Genomic DNA, 16,597 nt, shown 5'->3' with positions numbered 1-16,597 from the left:
GGGTGAGAGGGCGCAGTCCGGATCGGGTCCGCAACGAGCTCATTGTCTCCATCGTGGACGCGTTGCAGGGGTCGGCCACGGTGAGCCAGGGGAGCAGCCGCGAGGTCTGGCGGGATCTGCTGGCCGGTGAACTCGCCGCGCCCGTGGAACCCTTCGGCGGGGACCGGCTGCGGCCGTGGCTGTTACAGGTGGTGAAGGAGTGCACCGCCGTCGGTGACGGCCTGGCCTGCCTGGTGCGGTCGCTGGAGTACGTGGAACAGCAGTCGGCGACGGTTGCCGAGCTGTGGCCGCTCGTGGACGAGTGGGAGGCCGTCGACTTCTTCAACAACGCCGATCTCGGGCACCTGCGGCCCGTCCTGCTGGCGATGGGCTCCACGGATCTGGCCGTCATGGCGCGCCGGGCGAGCCGCTCCCGGGTCCAGGAGCTGCCAGGGTGGTGCCAGACGGGGTGGCAGGTCTTCCTGCGGCTGGCGGGCGAGAACTCCCCGGCCGGTGAACTCCCGCCCAGCATGGCCTTCCTGGCGCTGTCGGCCGATCGGCTGATGGAGGACGGCCAGGCGGAGGCCGCCGAGGTACTGCGCCGCTTCAACCGCACCCAGACCCTCGCCCTGGGCATGGAGGGCCTGCTGGCGGACTGGCAGCACTCGGACTTTCCGCAGCCCGCGCCGTCCCTCGTCCCCGCGTATCTGATGATCCAGTTCGAGCCGGACCGCATCGAGCCGGACCGGTACTACCTCTCGCACTGGCGCCAGTCCGACTCCGAGGGCTGGCATCCCGTGCGCGGCGAGACCGTCCACCTGGGCCGGGAGGAGCTTCCGGGCGCGGTGGAGCGGCTGATAGAGGAGGCCGAGGAGAAGTGGGCCGACCTGCGGCAGCCGGTGATCCTGGAGTTCATCCTGCCCTGGGAGCTGCTCAACGAGCCCGTGGAGTGGTGGTCGAAGGAGTCCGGCTCCGAGGCCCCGACCCCGCTGGTCATGGACTATCCGGTGGTGGTGCGCAGCATCGAGCGCCTGCAGCGGGCCGCCTGGCACCGGCCCTGGCACCACAAGTGGCGGCAGCTGCGGGAGCGCCCGGCGGACAGCCACCCGCACTGGAGCAGCCCGGCGGACGACGAGGCGTACTTCTTCCATCTGGAGCGTGAGCTGAAGGAGGACCGGCACGCGGTGTGTCTGGTGCTCAGCCAGCCCCCGGGCGACGAGTCGGGCACCGGCCGCCGCGAGGTCCTCGCCGGGCTGCGGGCCGGGGTGCCCGCGATGATCTGGCACCGCAACGACTGCGGGGACCCGAAGTTCAAGGACGCCATCGGCGAGATACTCCAGGACCGGGGGCTGGGCAGCCTGGCGGAACGGGTCGGGGAGTGGCGCAAGGACGCGCTGGCGCTCGGCCCCGGGGCGTGGGACCTGCACGTGGGTCGCCATCTGGCCATTCTGCTCGACGACCCCGAGCGCAAGCCGAGTCCGCCCGGACCGGTGTAGGTCATCATGCGCCCATGGCCCGGAAGGGGCCTCCGACCGGCGCGCGGAGGCGGATGCCGCACGGTCTTGCACACGTCAGCGCCGACTGTCAGGCTATTGACGAGACAGCGCCATCGGCTGTCCCCAGGGGGCAAGTACCATCCGGCGATTGAGTTTCGGACCCTTCTACCGTCTCCTGTGGCCTGCCATGTTGCACCGCAAGCAGACCACTGCCAGGCTTGGCACGTGGATGTCACGCATGCCCGCGGACTGCGGGACTCCTCCTCGGTGCTCCCTTCGTCGTCGGGCATGACCGGACGCTCTGAGGGCGCTTATGCAGTGTGACGACGGTCCACGACCACCATCGGTATCCGCATCCGCATCGGCATCGGTGTCCGACGACGCGTCACTCGACGTGGTGTCGCACGCCCTGCGTGGCCTCGGGCGGGCTTCTTCCGCGGACCGCCCCGACGTACCGCCGGACGTACTGCTCGTGGTCGACGACTACGTGACCATGCGGGTCTGGGACGAGACGGTCGCCCGACTGGCCGACGAACTCGCCCGCCAGGAGGCACTGGGCCCGATCACCCGCTTACGGCTGCTGAGTTCGGACGACACCGAGCCGGGCCGGATCCGGCTGGAGCACCTGCCCCCGCCCGTGGGTGAACACCGGGTGGTGCTGGTGCTGACCGACGGGCTGGCCGCGGGCTGGCGTTCGGACGCGGTGCTGCCGCTGCTGCGCGAACTGGGCCGCTCCGAGCCCCTCGCGGTCATGCACCTGCTACCCCAACGGCTCTGGTTCCGTACCGGCTTGGACGTCTACCGCATGCGCCTGCGCTCCGGGCACCCCTGGGCGCCCAACGACTCCCTGGGCTGGGAGCTGCGCACCTCACCCCTGGAACCGGTGGACGACGACACCGCGGCACGGGCCGGCGTGGTGCCCGTCCCGGTCCTGGAGCGGACCGGTCACTCCCTCACCGGCTGGGTCGACCTGGTGACGGGCCGGGCCTCGGACGGCGTGGAGATGTCAGGCGTGCGGGCCCGCGACTGGAAGCGGCGTCCGGACGCCGCGCGGGCCGTGCCCTGGGTCGACGACGTGCCCGACCCCGCCAGCGCCGTACCCCCGTGGGAGCGCGTCTCGGAGTTCCGGGCCGCCGCCTCGCCCACCGCGTTCGCCCTGGCCACCCGGCTTGCGGCGGCTCCTCTGGCGCTGCCCGTCATGAGCGCCCTGACGGCTTCGGTGCCGGGTGCCGGACCCGCCCATCTCACCGAGCTGCTGATGAGCGGTCTGGTGCGGCCCGCGGGCGCGGAGGCCGAACGCGCGGCCGACGTGGTCTTCGCCTTCGGCCCGAACATCCGCCAGGAGTTATTGGCGCTGGCCCGCCGCCGGGACACCGTCCGGGTGCTGCACGACGTACGGGTGCGGATGGCGGTCCCGGAGGGCTCCGACCCGGTCCTGCCCGCCGCGGACGAACTCCTCGAGACGACCGACGTGCCACCCGTGACTCCGCGGAACGTGGCGTTCCTGCGCATCGAACTGGCCGCGCTGCGCGCCCTGTCCGGGCGCTTCCTGCCCCAGGCCGAGCGTCTCGCGCGGGCACTGCGCGCGTACGACCTGCAGAACACGGTCAACCTGGGCAAGGACACACGTACCCATACGCGGCACCAGGACCCCACCACCCGGGCCCACCGGGATGCCGCACACGCCCCGAGGGGGCCCGAGACAACTTCAGAAGGAGCCACGAACATGGCGACCACGCAGCAGCCCGCGGTGGAGAGCGCGCGCTCGACGCAGCCGCGCATCTGGGGGAACATCCCCCCGCGCAATCCGAACTTCACCGGCCGCGTGGACCTTCTGGAACGACTGCGGGAGCGCCTGCGGGAAGGCACGACCACCGTGCTGCCCGAGGCCATCCACGGCATGGGTGGTGTCGGCAAGACCCAGATGGCGATCGAGTACGCCTACCGGCACCAGTCCGAGTACGACGTCGTCTGGTGGATCCCCGCCGAGCGCCCCGGGCAGATCGGCCAGGCGCTGGTGGAGCTCGCGCAGCGGCTCGGCCTGGGCACCAGCGCCGAGGCCAACATCGCCGGACCCGCGGTGCGCGAGGCGCTGCGCGAGGGACGGCCGTACTCGCGCTGGCTGCTGATCTTCGACAACGCCGACAGTCCCGAACGCGTCCGCGACTACTTCCCCACGGGCGGCAGTGGCACCATCCTCGTCACCTCCCGCAACCGGCGCTGGAGCGTCGTGGGTCCCTCCCTGGAGGTCGATGTCTTCACCCGGGAGGAGAGCAAGGAGCTGCTGCGGCGTTCGGGTTCCCCCGGGGACCTCGACGACGCCGAGGCGGACCGCCTCGCCGATGCCCTCGGGGACCTCCCGCTCGCGCTGGAACAGGCCGCGGCCTGGCGTGCGGAGACGGGGATGCCGGTATCGGAGTACCTGCGCCTGTTCGAGGACAAGCGCAGTGAACTCCTTGAGGTGTCACCGCCGCCGGACTACCAGCTTCCGGTCGCGGCCGCGTGGAACGTCTCCCTGGACCACTTGGAGACGCGCAGCCTCGCCGCGCTGCGGCTGCTCCAGCTCTGTTCGTACTTCGCGCCGGACCCCATCTCCCGTTCGATCTTCTCCGGCCTCGGCGGTTCCAGCATCGACCCCGAACTCGACCGGGCCCTCAACGACCCGATGCGGCTCGCCCGCGCCATCCGGGAGATCAACCGCTACTCCCTCGCCCGCATCGACCACCGGACCAACTCGATCGAGATGCACCGCCTGGTGCAGGCCGTGCTGATCAACCGCATGACCCCCGAGGAACAGAACCGCATGCGCAATGGGGCCCACACCCTGCTGGCCGCCTCCGACCCCAAGGGGCCCAACCAGTCGGCCAACTGGCCGCGCTACGCCGAGCTCTACGGCCATGTCATCGCGTCGGGCGCCGTCGAGTCCGACCAGCCGTGGGTCCGCGAGCTCGTGATGAACGTCGCCAAGTACCTCTGGTACTGGGGGGATCACAAGGTCGCCCGTGAGTTCTCGGAGCAGGCCTGGGAGGTGTGGCAGCGGCTGTTCGGGGAGGAGGACCAGCAGACGCTTCTGATGGGTTGGTGGCTGGGCTTCCTGTATTTGATGGTGGGGCGCTACGACGACGCCTCCCGGCTCGTGGCCCAGCTCAGGAACGTCTACGACCGCACCGCGCCCGCGAACCAGGAGGACACGCGCGAGGACGCGCTGGTGGCGCTGAACCTCGAAGCCGCGGTACGCCGCCACCAGGGGGACTTCGGTGCCGGTGCCGAACTGGACGAGATGGCCTATGAGCGTGCTCGGCGCGCCTTCGGCGAGGACGACCCCACCACGCTGGTCACCGCTCACAACCTCGGGGTGAGCCTCCGGCTGGTCGGCGAGTTCCAGCGCGCGCTGGAACTGGACCGGCACACGCACGCGATGAAGACACGGCTGTTCGGCCGTGATCACCAGCAGGCACTGGTGACCGAGGCGAGCGTCGCCGTCGACGTGCGTGAGACGGGTGACTACGTGGGCGCGCGGTCATTGCAGCAGGCGGTCGTCGACGGCTACCGGGCAGCCTTCGGAGCCGGTAACCCCACGACTCTGCGGACCGTGCGGCAGCTGAGCGAGGCCTGCCGCAAGGAGGGCGACCACGTCACCGCGCTGGAACTGGCACGCGACACGTTCGACCAGTTCACCCGCCGTTATGGCGACACGCACCCGGAGTCCCTGACCGCCGCGCTCGCCCTGTCGGTGGCGTTGCGGCAGAACGGTCAGCTGGAGGCCGCCAGGGATCGCGGCGAGAAGGCCGGCGAACGCTTCCGCACCATCTACCAGGGCGACCACCCCCATGTCCTGGCGGCCGATGTCGACCTGGCGGTGACGCTGCGGCTGCTGGGACGGGCGCGGGAGGCCAGGCAACTCGACGAGGCGGCGCTGGAGTCACTGACCGGGCGCCTCGGGGAGAACCATCCGATCGTGCTGGCCTGTGCCATCAACCTGGCGAGCGATCTGAGTGCGCTGGGGCAGGTGGAAGAAGCCCGCGAACTCGGCGAGAAGACCCTGGCGTTGTGCCGGGCGCGGCTGGGTGAGGACCACCCGACCACGTTGGTGGGTGCGGCGAACCTCTCCCTGGACCTCGTCACCCTCGGGGAGGAGGCGGCGGGCGAGGCGCTGCGCGCGGACACCCTGGCCCGTATGGAGAGGGTCCTGGACGGGCCCCGCCTCAGGTCCGCCGAGTCCGCTCCCCACCCGGCGACCGTGCAGGCACGGGCCAGGAAGCGGACCGACTGCGACATCGACCCGATGCCGATGTGATCCGTCCCGCTCAGACCGGGGGCGAGCCGAGCCAGGTGGCGAGGCGGATCGGGTCCGGTGGGGTGTCCGTGACCTGTCGCAGGGAGCGGTGCACCGCTCGCGCCCGTTCGGGGTGGTGGCACAGCAGGTGGGCCGCCGTCGGTTCGGTGTCCGCCACGGCGAGGGCACGGCCGAGGCCGGCCCAGGCTCCGGCCCGGTCGGGCTCCACGGCCAGGTCCGCCAGGTAGGCGTGCCGGGCCGCCGTGGCGTCGCCCGCGGCCAGGAGAGCGTCGCCGGTCACCGCGCCGGTGACGCGGGCCGCGGCCTTCTCGGGCCAGTCGGGCGAGGGCCGGCCGTCGTCCGTGTCGCCGAGGCGGTAGCGGACGAGCATCGCCAGGCTGTCCAGCCAGCGCGCCGAGGGATCGGGCACGACCTCGGGCTCGGCCGCCAGGGCACCGGGCGGGCCGCTCGCCCCGTCCAGCCAGGCGCGTACGGCCGCGTCGACCGCGGGCGCGGCGGGCCGCAGGTGGTGTGCCCGCCAGCGCGCGACGTGGTCGTCGGTGCACAAGCGGGCCAGGGCCCGTTGCTCCTCGGGAACCGGCTCCGCCAGCCACTGCGCGCAGTGGGCGCGCAGTGTGTCCAGCAGGGCAGTGCCGAGCGGGGTGAAGCGCGGATGCCGGTGGATCTGCTCCATCGCCGTCGCCACATGGGTCCGCCACAGTGCGAACTCGAACTGCGCCATGGCGGTCTGCGCGGCCGCGGCCGTGCGGTGCGCGCGCCAGAAGCGAGTGATCCCCACAAACGCGTAAACACCTTGCAGCAGCCCCCCAAGAGGCCGGGGGTCATCCCGCCAAGGCGCGTACCACAGCTCCGTACCGTCGTCGGAGCTGTCCGTCAGCAGCGGCGTCAGATGAAGCAGTCCGCCCAGTTTGGTGTGCTGGAACTCGTGCACGAGGGTGACGGCCAGTTCGATGGCGTCGTCCGGTTCCGATGCCTCGATGCCCCCGAAGGCCTCCCCAGCTGTCACACTGCGTGGCCGAAACCTTTCCCTGGCCGCCGTCGGTGTCAGTGAGAACACGCTCCGCCGCATGGCCTCCGCCGTGCGTGTCTGCTCTCCCAGCAACACCGCCCAGGCCCGCTCCAGCAGTTGCCGCCAGTGCGCGGCGGCCTCCTCGGACAGGGGACGCGGCTCGGTCGGCTGTGGATACGTCCGGTACGGATCCACGTCGTCCAGCGCGATCTCGAGCCGCCGGCCTGCCGGGCCGACCGTCAGTCGGCGCACCGGATGCCACCCCGCTCCCGCCGAACCGAACGGGAGCGGTATCACGACCCCGGCCCCGGACGCTTCCACCACGGCGCGCCCGGCCTCGGCCCGCACGGTGGCCGTCGTCCATGGTTCGCTCGTGGGGAGCACCGCACAGCCCAGGGTCGGTAAGGGCACCCGGCCGTGCCGCGCCGGCACCTGGATGTCGAAGTCAAGCTCCGCGCGTAGCGCTGCCGCCGCGGCGAGCGCCGAGAAGTGGCCGAGCACCACCCATAGCGGCGGCTCCGTCCCGGACGCCGTCCCCCGCAGCCGGTGCAGCGCGGTGGCCAGCCACATGCCCGTCTGCGGATACATGAGCAGGTCGTCGACAAGGGCGGGCGCGCGGTGCTGCGCCTGGCTGAGGAGGTCCCACGCGGGGCCGAGATCCGTGGCGTCGTCGAGCATCCTCAGCAACAGCAGACGACGGCTGCGTTCGGCCCCGAGCAAAGAGGTGAGGGTGGCCGGGCCACCCTCACCACGGACGAGTTCGGCCAGGCTGTCCGGCGGCAGGCGATGATGCGGCAGGGACGGCTCAGCACTCACGAGCGACCCCGGAGGTGTCAGTCGAAACGCTCGGCACCGCCGTCGATTCCGCTGACGCTGGCCATCTGGTGGTCGATTCTTCGCTGCAGTTCCTCCAGCGACGAGGCGAGGACCCGGCTGTCAATGGAGCGCAGCGTTTCAAGAGATACCCCCGCGAGATCGACCAGGCTGGACTCGACGGCGGCCACAGACGGCTCCATGACGGCCAAACCCCTTCCCCCCGGCTGCATTTGTGGATGCGGGCTGCTCACATCCCCCTGATAATGGCCCGCCGTGCCCAGGATGAAACCCCGCACCCGCGGGGCGGCGCGATATCAGGTCAGCGGCTCTCACCGGCTCGACGGTGGCGCCGGGACAACTCCACCGCCTCTTTGTCCATGCGGGCCACCCCGGCGGAGTCGCCCTCCATCAACCGTATCGCTTCGAGGAGTTGGTCCAAGGTCCCCGGGTAGCGCAGGCAGGTCCGCAGGATTCCGAACACGTCCGGTCTCAGCGCCGGTGTCCTCGGACTCATGGCCGCGATGGCCGGGTTGATGCTGTTCAGGACCAGGGCCAGGGTGGTGCGGTCGCTCACCGTGGGCAGTGCCGTCAACGCGCCCACCAGGCCGTCGAGTTCGCGCAGCGGCAGGTCGTCGCGCAGGCCGGCCAGGGTGACCGGGTCCGCGGCGGTCGGTGCGGACGGGATGCGGGGCAGCTCGGGCGCCGACGCGGGCAGGCCGGCGCACTCGTGCAGCAGGGCCAGTTCGGACCTGGTCAACAGTTCGTACCAGCGGTCCACGCGGACGGCGGCGAGGCGGCCGAGACCGTCCGTGCGGTGGTGCGCGCTGACCAGGCCGACGATCGCGTCGTCGTGCCAGACGGCCGCGCCCGACATGCCCTCCCAGGGCGACCGGTCCGGCTCGGCGTCCGACTCCGGCGGGCTGACGGCGAGTTCGAGCGTGCCCTCGCGGCGGTTGGACAGCACCGAGGTCATGCCCGTCGCGTGGCAGGAGTCGCGGTACTGGGACGCCGAGCCGTCGTCGAGCCGTCGCATCCGGTCCTCGCGCAGCTTGAACCGGGGGAAGCCCATCGCGCTGCACGGCAGGACGAGGTCCGCGTCGGGCACGGCCCCGTACGAGGGAGGTTCGGTCACGGCCGCGTGGACGCCGTGCGGAGCGGATCCGTCCAGTTCCAGGAGCGCCACGTCGGCCTTCTCCGAGGCCAGTACCACCTGGGCGGCCACGGTCCACTCGTCGGCGCGGTCCGCCTCGAACCGTACGTCGGTGGCTCCCGTTCTCGCGTCACGGACGACGTGTGCGGCGGTGAGCACCCACCAGGGACCCACCCGGTAGCCGGAACCGCGCCGCCCGGGGCCCCGCCCCGCGAGGGGCCGCACCATCACCTCCGCCACCCGGACCGGATCCAGTCCGCGGCGCGGATCCTGTGCCGCCACGGCTCAGCGCTCTCGTTCGGTCTCGGCGCCGCCCACCCACGGGGCCCGTCCGCCGCCGCTGTGGGTGCGCGGGTCGAGTGTCAGCTTCACCCGGTGCGTGACGCTGTCCGCCACCCGGCCGTCCGCGCCGGCCTCCACCACCCAGAAGCGGATCTTGCCGCCCGCCGTCGCCGACCGCTCCACGACCACGGCCGCCTCCAGCTCCACCGGACCCACCTCGAAGTACAGATCCTCCCCCTCCGCGGCCGTCCGAGCCGCGGTCAGTTCCCTGCGCAACTCCTCGATCAGTTCAGCGAGTTCAATCACACCCGCTCCCTACCCGCACCGCCCGTGCTCCCACCGCCCTTCCGTCACCCGATCCGGGCCGATTCCGCGCTGTGGCCCTGCGTGACGACTTTGATGCAATAGGGTCACCCAAGTAGCCTGAAATCCCTGGAAACGCCATATTCAGTGATATGTAAGGCATTGATCGCATCACTTCACTGTCACAGGGGCGCCGCCATGGAGAAGTCCGGAGTCGAGTCCGAGCTGATCGACCTCAGCGACGTTCCGCTCGACGCGTGGCCCCAGTTGGACCTGCCGTCCGCGCAGGGCTCCATGCGCCGGCTGCTCAGCCGTATCGACGACCCCGCGAGCAGCCTCGGCGGCTACAACCCGCAGCGCGACGCGTAGCGGCGCGAGAGGTGCACCAGACGGCCCGGTCCCATGCCCTGCCCCACGTCCTGCCCTCGCAGTCGTTCGACGAACTGCTGCGCGGTGGGGGCGGCCCCGCGACGGTGGACCGTCTGCGGGTGAGCGAGCGGAGCTGGCGGCTGCTCGTCGTCCGGGCCCTGCTGGACTCGGCCGCGACGGCACCGGCCGGCCCCCTGCCCCCCTTGGCGGACGGCTGGAAGTTGCTGTCGCGCGCCTGGGCCGTGTCCAAGGAGGCGGTGGAAGACCTGCTGGCGTATCCGGCCGTGGGTGTGTGGGCGGCGCACACGCTGCGCCGGCTGCGCGGGACGGCCCAGAACGCCGCACCCCTCTGGGCGGACACCGGGCACCTCCACGCGATCGCCGCCACCGCGGCCGTACGCGTCGGCCTGGAGTTCCGTACCGACGTCCCGGTCCGCCACGGCTGGGTGGTCCTGCCCGCGCTCGGGGCGATGCGGGTGCCCGGCCGGGCGGACTGGGACGTGGCCGAGGTCAGCGCCTCCGCGGGATCCGTGCGGATCGCCGGACGCCCCCTCGCAGGGCCGGACTGGCATGCCCTGACCGAGCTGCGCGCCGACGGCTGCACCCTGCTCCTGGACGACACCGACCCCTACCGCGACCTGCGCGGACCGGCCGGGGTGGAACCGATCGACTCCACCGCCGAGTGGCAGGAACTGTTCGGCCCCGCCTGGGACATCCTGCGGCGCACCGACACCGAGGTGGCCGAGGCGCTGGCGGGCGGGCTGGTGTCGGTGGTGCCCCGTCCGCGCGCCGAGAGGTTCCGGCCGCACAGCGCGTCCTCGGGCGACGCCTTCGGCACCGCCCTGGCATCGGCCCCGGACGACGCCGAGCAGTTCGCCTCGACGCTGGTGCACGAGTTCCAGCACAACAAGCTCAGCGCCTTCATGCACCTGTTCACCCTGTACGACGACCAGGGCACCCGGCTGCACTACGCCCCCTGGCGCGACGACCCCCGTCCCCTGGGCGGGCTGCTCCAGGGCGTGTACGCCTTCTTCGGTGTCACCGCGTTCTGGCGGCGGCGCGGCCACGCCCTCGGACAGTTCGAGTTCGCGCTGTGGCGCAGCCAGACCGCGTACGCGCTGCGCGCCGTCGGTTCGGCGGACGGGCTCAACGATCTGGGGCGGCGGCTGGTGGCCGAGCTGACGCGGCGCATCGAGCCCTGGCTCGACGAACCGGTCGACGCCCGGATCCGGGCCGCGGCCGACCTGGCGGTCGCCGACCACCGTGCCACCTGGCGCGCCTGCCATCTACGGCCCGCGCCGGGGACCCTCCACGCCCACGCGGCAGCCTGGGCCGACGGAAACCCGCTGCCCAGGGCGACGGACGAGCCCGAGCCCGTGCCCGTCCCGGGCAGTCCGGCGCGGGGCATCGACACCCGGGCGGTGCTGCTGCGATGGCTGCTGGCGGACCCCGCGGGCTTCGCGGCGCTCCGTGACGACCCCGGCGCGGTGGTCGCCGGCGCGCGCCCCGAGGACATCGCCCTGGTGGAAGGCCGTACCGCCGAGGCTCTGAGCGCGTTCCGTGCGCGCATCGGCCGCGGCGAGGGCGACCCCGAGACCTGGGTGGGGCTCGGCCTCGCCGCGCGGGCCGCCGGGGACCCGGCGGGAGACGGACTGCTGGGCCGCCCGGAACTGGCGATGGCCCTGCACGGCGAACTGGACGGACAGGCCGATCCGCTGGCACTGGGGCGCGCCCTCGCGAACGGGGCCTGAGGGACGACCTCCTAGGCTCCGCGCGGGGTGCCCCGCAGCCGACGCGCGATCTCCAGCTGGACCGCCTCCAGCGGGCGGCCGCCCTCGATTTCCCACAGAGTGTTCTGTAGGACACGACCGAGGGTCCAGGCACGGGCCCGCTCGCGATCCAGGCCCATGACGTCGGTCATCGCGTCGAAGCGCCAGCGGATCTCGGCGGGCTCGAAGCGGTTGCCGAGCGCCGGGCAGAGGTCGAAGCCGGGGTCGCCCGCGAGCGGCTTGGGGTCAATGGCGACCCAGGGCCCGCGGCCGACGGAGCGGGCGCCCCCGTCCCGGAGAGCGTCGGGGTCCTGGAGACCGTCGGGGTCCTGGAGGCCCCGGAGGTCCTGGAGGACGTTGTCGTAATGGAGGTCCCAGTGGAGGAGACGGTCACCCGGCTCGGTCGCCACCTCGCGCACCGCCGCCGCGCAGTCCTCGACGAGACGACGCCCGGCCGGGTCCGCGATCAGTCTCAGGGCCCCCGGCACCCGCTCCAGCATGGCCTCCGCGATGTCACCGAGCCGCCGCATCCCCTGAGGCGCCGGCACGGCCGTCAGCCGGGCCAGCAGCTGCGCGACGACCAGGGCGGCCTCGCGTGTGTCGGGGAGATGCGTCAACATGCGGGTGTGGTCGAGCCGTTCGAGCAGCAGGGTGCAGGTGGCCTCGTCGTGCGCGAGGAGGCGTACGGCCGCGCCACCGTCCCAGACACGCAGGGCGGCCGGCTCACCCGCGCTCTCCTTGTCCAGGAGCTGGAGCTTGAGCACGGCGGGGGTGCCGTCGGCCCGCAGTACCGGCAGGACCAGTGCCGTGACACCGTGCATGGAGGGGCCGTCGAGGCGCAGCTCCCAGCGCTCCAGGAAGTGCGCGGCCCGCTCGGGCAGCCCGGCGACGAAGGCGCGCCCCGCCGCTCCGTTGTAGGTGGCCTGCGAGGCGGCCAGACCCGCCGGAACGTCGATCACGGAGCCGAGCCTACGTGCGGCGGTGAGGCGGCTCATGAGCATTGACGGGGCCCTGCACCGCGCCAAAAACTACCTACGCAGTGCCCCCGGCACCTATGTGTGGCTGGCGGTCCTCTTCGTCACCACAGTGGCTCTGCACCACATGACTCCGGATTTCGAAGAGGACTTCCTGCGCCAGCGGTCCACGAACATCCACGAGCTGTCGGACAACCCCGTACGGGTGCTGATCACCAGTGCGATGTGGATCGACGGCGGTCTGTGGCTGCCGTACGTCGCCCTGTTCACCGTTTTCCACGCCCAGGCGGAGCGCTGGCTGGGCACCCTGCGCTGGCTGGCGGTCGCGGTGGCCGCGCACGTCCTGGCTACGCTGATCAGCGAGGGAGCACTGCTGGGTGCGATCCGGCGCGGGGCGGCGCCGCACTCGGCGGTCGACACCCTGGACATCGGGGTGAGCTACGCGCTGGCGGGCGTCATAGGGGTCCTCACGTACCGCGTCGCGGTGCCGTGGCGGTACCTCTATCTGGCGGTCATCCTCGCGGTCTACGGCCTGCCGCTGATCACCGGCCGCACCTTCACCGATTTCGGGCATTTCATATCGATCCTGATAGGTCTCTGCTGCTATCCGCTGGTCAGAGGCCGCGGAAAAGCATGGAATCCGAAGGAGACACTGGCCACCCTCAGGGGTTAACGTCCCGCCCATGAGCAGCAGCACAGGAAGCGGCACGACCAACGGCGGCATCTCCTTCTGGTACGCGGACGACGGTCTGCCCGAGCCCCGCGAGCCCCTGCCGGGCGACGCGACCGCCGACGTCGTGATCGTCGGCGGCGGCTACACGGGCCTGTGGACCGCGTACTACCTCAAGAAGGCGGCCCCCTTCCTGCGTGTCACCGTCCTGGAGCAGAAGTTCTGCGGCTACGGCGCCTCCGGGCGCAACGGCGGCTGGCTCTACAACGGCATCGCGGGCCGCGATCGGTACGCCAAGCTGCACGGCCACGAGGCGGCGGTCCGTCTCCAGAAGGCGATGAACGAGACGGTCGACGAGGTCGTCCGGGTCACCGCCGAAGAGGGCATCGAGGCGGACGTCCACCAGGGCGGCGTCCTGGAAGTGGCCTACACGCCCGCCCAGCTGGCCCGCCTGAAGGCCTTCCACGAGCACGAGCTCTCCTACGGTGAGAAGGACCGCGAGCTCTACGGCGCCCGGGAGACCGTCGAGCGCGTCCGGGTCGCGGACGCGGTCGGCTCGGCCTGGACCCCGCACGGGGCGCGTCTGCACCCGGTGAAGCTCATCAAGGGGCTGGCGGCGGCCGCCGAGGCACTCGGCGTCACGATCCACGAGAAGACGCCGGTCACGGAGATCCGCCCGAAGCACGCGGTCACGCCGTACGGCACTGTGCGCGCCCCCTACGTCCTGCGCTGCACGGAGGGCTTCACGGCCTCCCTGAAGGGCCAGAGGCGCACCTGGCTGCCCATGAACTCCTCCATGATCGCGACCGAGCGGCTGACCCCGGAGCAGTGGGCGACGATCGGCTGGGAGGGTCGCGAGACGCTCGGCGACATGGCGCACGCCTACATGTACGCCCAGCGCACCGCCGACGACCGCATCGCGCTCGGCGGCCGGGGCGTCCCCTACCGCTTCGGCTCGCGCACCGACAACGACGGCCGCACCCAGCAGGCGACCATCGACGCCCTCCACGAGATCCTGGTCCGCTTCTTCCCCTCCCTGGCCGGCGTACGGGTGGCGCACGCCTGGTCGGGCGTCCTGGGCGTCCCCCGCGACTGGTGCGCCACCGTCACCCTGGACCGCGCCACCGGCCTCGGCTGGGCGGGCGGCTACGTCGGATCCGGCGTCGCGACGACGAACCTCGCCGCGCGCACCCTGCGGGACCTGATCCAGCAGGACTCGGGCCAGGCGGGCCCGACCGACCTGACCACCCTCCCGTGGGTCGACCACAAGGTCCGCAAATGGGAGCCGGAGCCGTTTCGCTGGCTGGGCGTGCAGGGCATGTACGCCACCTACCGCACGGCCGACCGCCGCGAACTCACCACACACAGTGCGCAGTCGTCGCGGCTCGCACGCATGGCGGACCGCGTCGCGGGCCGGCACTGACCACCGAGCGGACCTCTGTCCCCCTGCGAGGGGTGCTTCACGTGTGTGTGAAACTGCGCCCATGATTCGCACCGCGACCCCCGACGACATCCCCGTCATCCACGCGATGGTCCGTGAACTCGCCGAGTACGAGAAGGCGCCGGACGAGGCGAAGGCCTCCCGGGAGCAGCTGCACGAGGCGCTGTTCGGGGAGCGGCCGGCGGCGTTCGCGCACGTCGCGGAGGCGGCGGGGGAACCGGTCGGCTTCGCGCTGTGGTTCCTGAACTTCTCGACCTGGCGCGGGGTGCACGGGATCTACCTGGAGGACCTGTACGTCCGGCCGGGGGCGCGGGGCGGCGGGCACGGGAAGGCGCTGCTCACCGAGCTGGCACGGATCTGCGTCGAACGCGGGTACGAGCGTCTGGAGTGGTCGGTCCTGAACTGGAACCGGCCTTCCATCGCGTTCTACGAGGCGTTGGGTGCGCGTCCGCAGGACGAGTGGACGGTGTACCGGCTGACGGACGGGGCGCTGCGGGAGCTGGGGAAGACGGGTTCAGGGGACTGACTCGGGCACGGGGGCCGGTGCGGTCGCGTGTCTGGGGGTCCTCGCGGTGACCATGAGGCCCGCGACCAGACCGGCCAGGAGCATGATTCCGGCGGCCCACCAGATGGCGACCGTGTAGCCGTGCACGACGCCCTCGCGGACGATCAGGGCCTTCCGGGCGGGGCTGGTGAGGTGCGCGGCGATGTACACCGCGCCGCTGGTGGTGGCGATGGTGTTCAGCAGGGCCGTACCGATCGAACCACCCACCTGCTGTGAGGTGTTGACGGTCGCGGAGGTCACGCCGGAGTCCTGCGGGGCGACCCCGGCGGTGGCGGTGGCGAAGACCGGCATGAAGATCAGTCCCATGCCGAGGCCCATCAGGATCAGACCGGGCAGCAGCCGGCCCGCGTAGTCGGCGTCGACCGTGAGGTGGGTGAAGAACAGCATCCCGGAGGCCGCGAGGAGCGCTCCGGGGACCATCAGCACGCGCGGTGCCACGCGGCGCAGCAGCCGCGCCGAGATCTGCGTCGTACAGATGACGATCGCGGCCGTCATGGGCAGGAAGGCCAGGCCCGCCCACACGGGCGAGTATCCGAGGACGACCTGCAGGTAGTAGGTCATGAACAGGAAAATGCCGAACATGCCGATGACGGCGAGGGCCATGGTCAGGAAGCAGCCCGCGCGCGTGCGGTCCTTGATGATGTGGAGCGGGAGCAGCGGGCTCGGGGCCCTCGTCTGCCAGTACACGAACGCGGTCAGCAGGACGATTCCGCCTGCGAGGAAGGCCAGCACCAGCGGGTCCGTCCAGCCGCGCGCCTCCGCCTCGCTGACTCCGTAGACGATCGTGACCAGTCCGCCGCAGCCGAGCAGCACACCGGGGATGTCGAGCCGGGCGCGGGTGTTGCCCGGGGGGTCGGGCAGCAGCGCGAACGCGCCGAAGACGCCGACGACGGCTATGGGGATGTTCACGTACAGGCACCAGCGCCAGTTCAGGTACTGGGTCAGCAGCCCGCCCATGATGAGTCCGATCGCCGAGCCGCTGCCCGCGAGCGCGCTGTAGACACCGAAGGCCTTTCCGCGCTCCTTCGGCTGGGTGAAGGTGGTGGTCAGCAGGCTGAGCGCGGAGGGGGCCAGGACGGCGGCGAAGGCGCCTTGGAGAGCGCGGGCGCCGTAGAGCATGGCGGAGTTGACCGCCGCGCCGCCGATCGCGGAGGCGGCCGCGAAGCCGATGAGGCCGACGACGAAGGTGCGTCTGCGGCCGACGAGGTCCGCGATCCGGCCGCCGAGCAGCAGGAGACCACCGAAGGCCAACGTGTACGCGGTGATGACCCACTGGCGGTTGCCGTCGGACATGCCCAGGGCGCGCTGTGCGGAGGGAAGCGCGATGTTCACTATGGTCGCGTCGAGGACGACCATCAGCTGCGCGAGGGCGATGATCACCAGGCCCCACCAGCGGCGGGAGTCGGCGCCTTCGGAGATTCCAGGGGTGCCGCGTTCACCTGATCGGGTGGCGCTCACTTGCCCAGAAGACCATGAA

The 16,597-nt window shown here is 71.7% G+C and carries 13 protein-coding genes; 7 read left to right on the top strand and 6 right to left on the bottom strand.

What is annotated here, in order from left to right; translation table 11 throughout:
- Positions 1–53 precede the first annotated feature (53 nt).
- Positions 54–1,475, top strand: a complete 1,422-nt coding sequence (locus ACZ7M2_RS20440) for a VMAP-C domain-containing protein (RefSeq protein ID WP_352044052.1) — start codon at positions 54–56, stop codon at positions 1,473–1,475.
- 370 nt (positions 1,476–1,845) lie between these two features.
- A complete protein-coding gene (gene fxsT / locus ACZ7M2_RS20435) occupies positions 1,846–5,772 on the top strand; it encodes an FxSxx-COOH system tetratricopeptide repeat protein (protein ID WP_471596425.1) in 3,927 nt (1,308 codons plus the stop codon).
- Positions 5,773–5,782: 10 nt separating this feature from the next.
- Here fxsT and ACZ7M2_RS20430 read toward each other — a convergent pair whose 3' ends face one another.
- From ACZ7M2_RS20430 to ACZ7M2_RS20415, 4 genes are all read right to left on the bottom strand, one after another.
- A complete protein-coding gene (locus ACZ7M2_RS20430) occupies positions 5,783–7,597 on the bottom strand; it encodes an HEXXH motif domain-containing protein (RefSeq protein WP_471596424.1) in 1,815 nt (604 codons plus the stop codon).
- A 17-nt stretch (positions 7,598–7,614) separates the two neighbouring features.
- Positions 7,615–7,785, bottom strand: coding sequence for a hypothetical protein (locus ACZ7M2_RS20425; RefSeq protein ID WP_470055358.1), 171 nt, complete (start codon positions 7,783–7,785; stop codon positions 7,615–7,617).
- A 131-nt stretch (positions 7,786–7,916) separates the two neighbouring features.
- Positions 7,917–9,029 carry an effector-associated domain 2-containing protein gene (locus ACZ7M2_RS20420; protein WP_471596423.1) on the bottom strand — a complete coding sequence of 371 codons (1,113 nt, stop codon included), beginning with the start codon at positions 9,027–9,029 and terminating at the stop codon, positions 7,917–7,919.
- Between the two features lie 3 nt (positions 9,030–9,032).
- Complete coding sequence (locus ACZ7M2_RS20415; protein ID WP_095853951.1) at positions 9,033–9,335, bottom strand: trypco2 family protein; 303 nt, start codon at positions 9,333–9,335, stop codon at positions 9,033–9,035.
- A gap of 195 nt (positions 9,336–9,530) precedes the next feature.
- On the opposite strand from ACZ7M2_RS20415, the gene ACZ7M2_RS20410 reads away from it, so the two are divergent.
- Positions 9,531–9,701 (top strand): hypothetical protein, encoded by a 171-nt coding sequence (locus tag ACZ7M2_RS20410; RefSeq protein ID WP_159055261.1) that lies wholly within the window; start codon positions 9,531–9,533, stop codon positions 9,699–9,701.
- An 11-nt stretch (positions 9,702–9,712) separates the two neighbouring features.
- The gene (locus tag ACZ7M2_RS20405; RefSeq protein ID WP_471596422.1) at positions 9,713–11,452 is read left to right on the top strand and encodes an HEXXH motif domain-containing protein; all 1,740 of its coding nucleotides are present in this window, start codon (positions 9,713–9,715) and stop codon (positions 11,450–11,452) included.
- An 11-nt stretch (positions 11,453–11,463) separates the two neighbouring features.
- Here ACZ7M2_RS20405 and ACZ7M2_RS20400 read toward each other — a convergent pair whose 3' ends face one another.
- Positions 11,464–12,465 (bottom strand): aminoglycoside phosphotransferase family protein, encoded by a 1,002-nt coding sequence (locus ACZ7M2_RS20400; RefSeq protein WP_471596421.1) that lies wholly within the window; start codon positions 12,463–12,465, stop codon positions 11,464–11,466.
- On the opposite strand from ACZ7M2_RS20400, the gene ACZ7M2_RS20395 reads away from it, so the two are divergent.
- From ACZ7M2_RS20395 to ACZ7M2_RS20385, 3 genes are read left to right on the top strand one after another with little or no spacing between them, the layout of a single operon-like run.
- Positions 12,464–13,117, top strand: coding sequence for a rhomboid-like protein (locus tag ACZ7M2_RS20395; RefSeq protein WP_471596420.1), 654 nt, complete (start codon positions 12,464–12,466; stop codon positions 13,115–13,117). The two genes, ACZ7M2_RS20400 and ACZ7M2_RS20395, sit on opposite strands and share 2 nt — an antisense overlap.
- A gap of 10 nt (positions 13,118–13,127) precedes the next feature.
- A complete protein-coding gene (locus tag ACZ7M2_RS20390; protein ID WP_352044059.1) occupies positions 13,128–14,537 on the top strand; it encodes an NAD(P)/FAD-dependent oxidoreductase in 1,410 nt (469 codons plus the stop codon).
- Between the two features lie 43 nt (positions 14,538–14,580).
- Positions 14,581–15,081: a GNAT family N-acetyltransferase gene (locus ACZ7M2_RS20385; RefSeq protein ID WP_471596419.1), complete on the top strand. Its 501-nt coding sequence runs from the start codon at positions 14,581–14,583 to the stop codon at positions 15,079–15,081.
- Here ACZ7M2_RS20385 and ACZ7M2_RS20380 read toward each other — a convergent pair.
- A complete protein-coding gene (locus ACZ7M2_RS20380) occupies positions 15,070–16,578 on the bottom strand; it encodes an MFS transporter (protein ID WP_471596418.1) in 1,509 nt (502 codons plus the stop codon). The genes ACZ7M2_RS20385 and ACZ7M2_RS20380 overlap by 12 nt on opposite strands.
- Positions 16,579–16,597: the final 19 nt, after the last annotated feature.

The sequence above is a fragment of the Streptomyces sp. NPDC111507 genome, from assembly GCF_055638955.1.
Note: the sequence above shows the minus strand (reverse complement) of the source record. Positions and strands in the feature narration are given on the sequence as shown.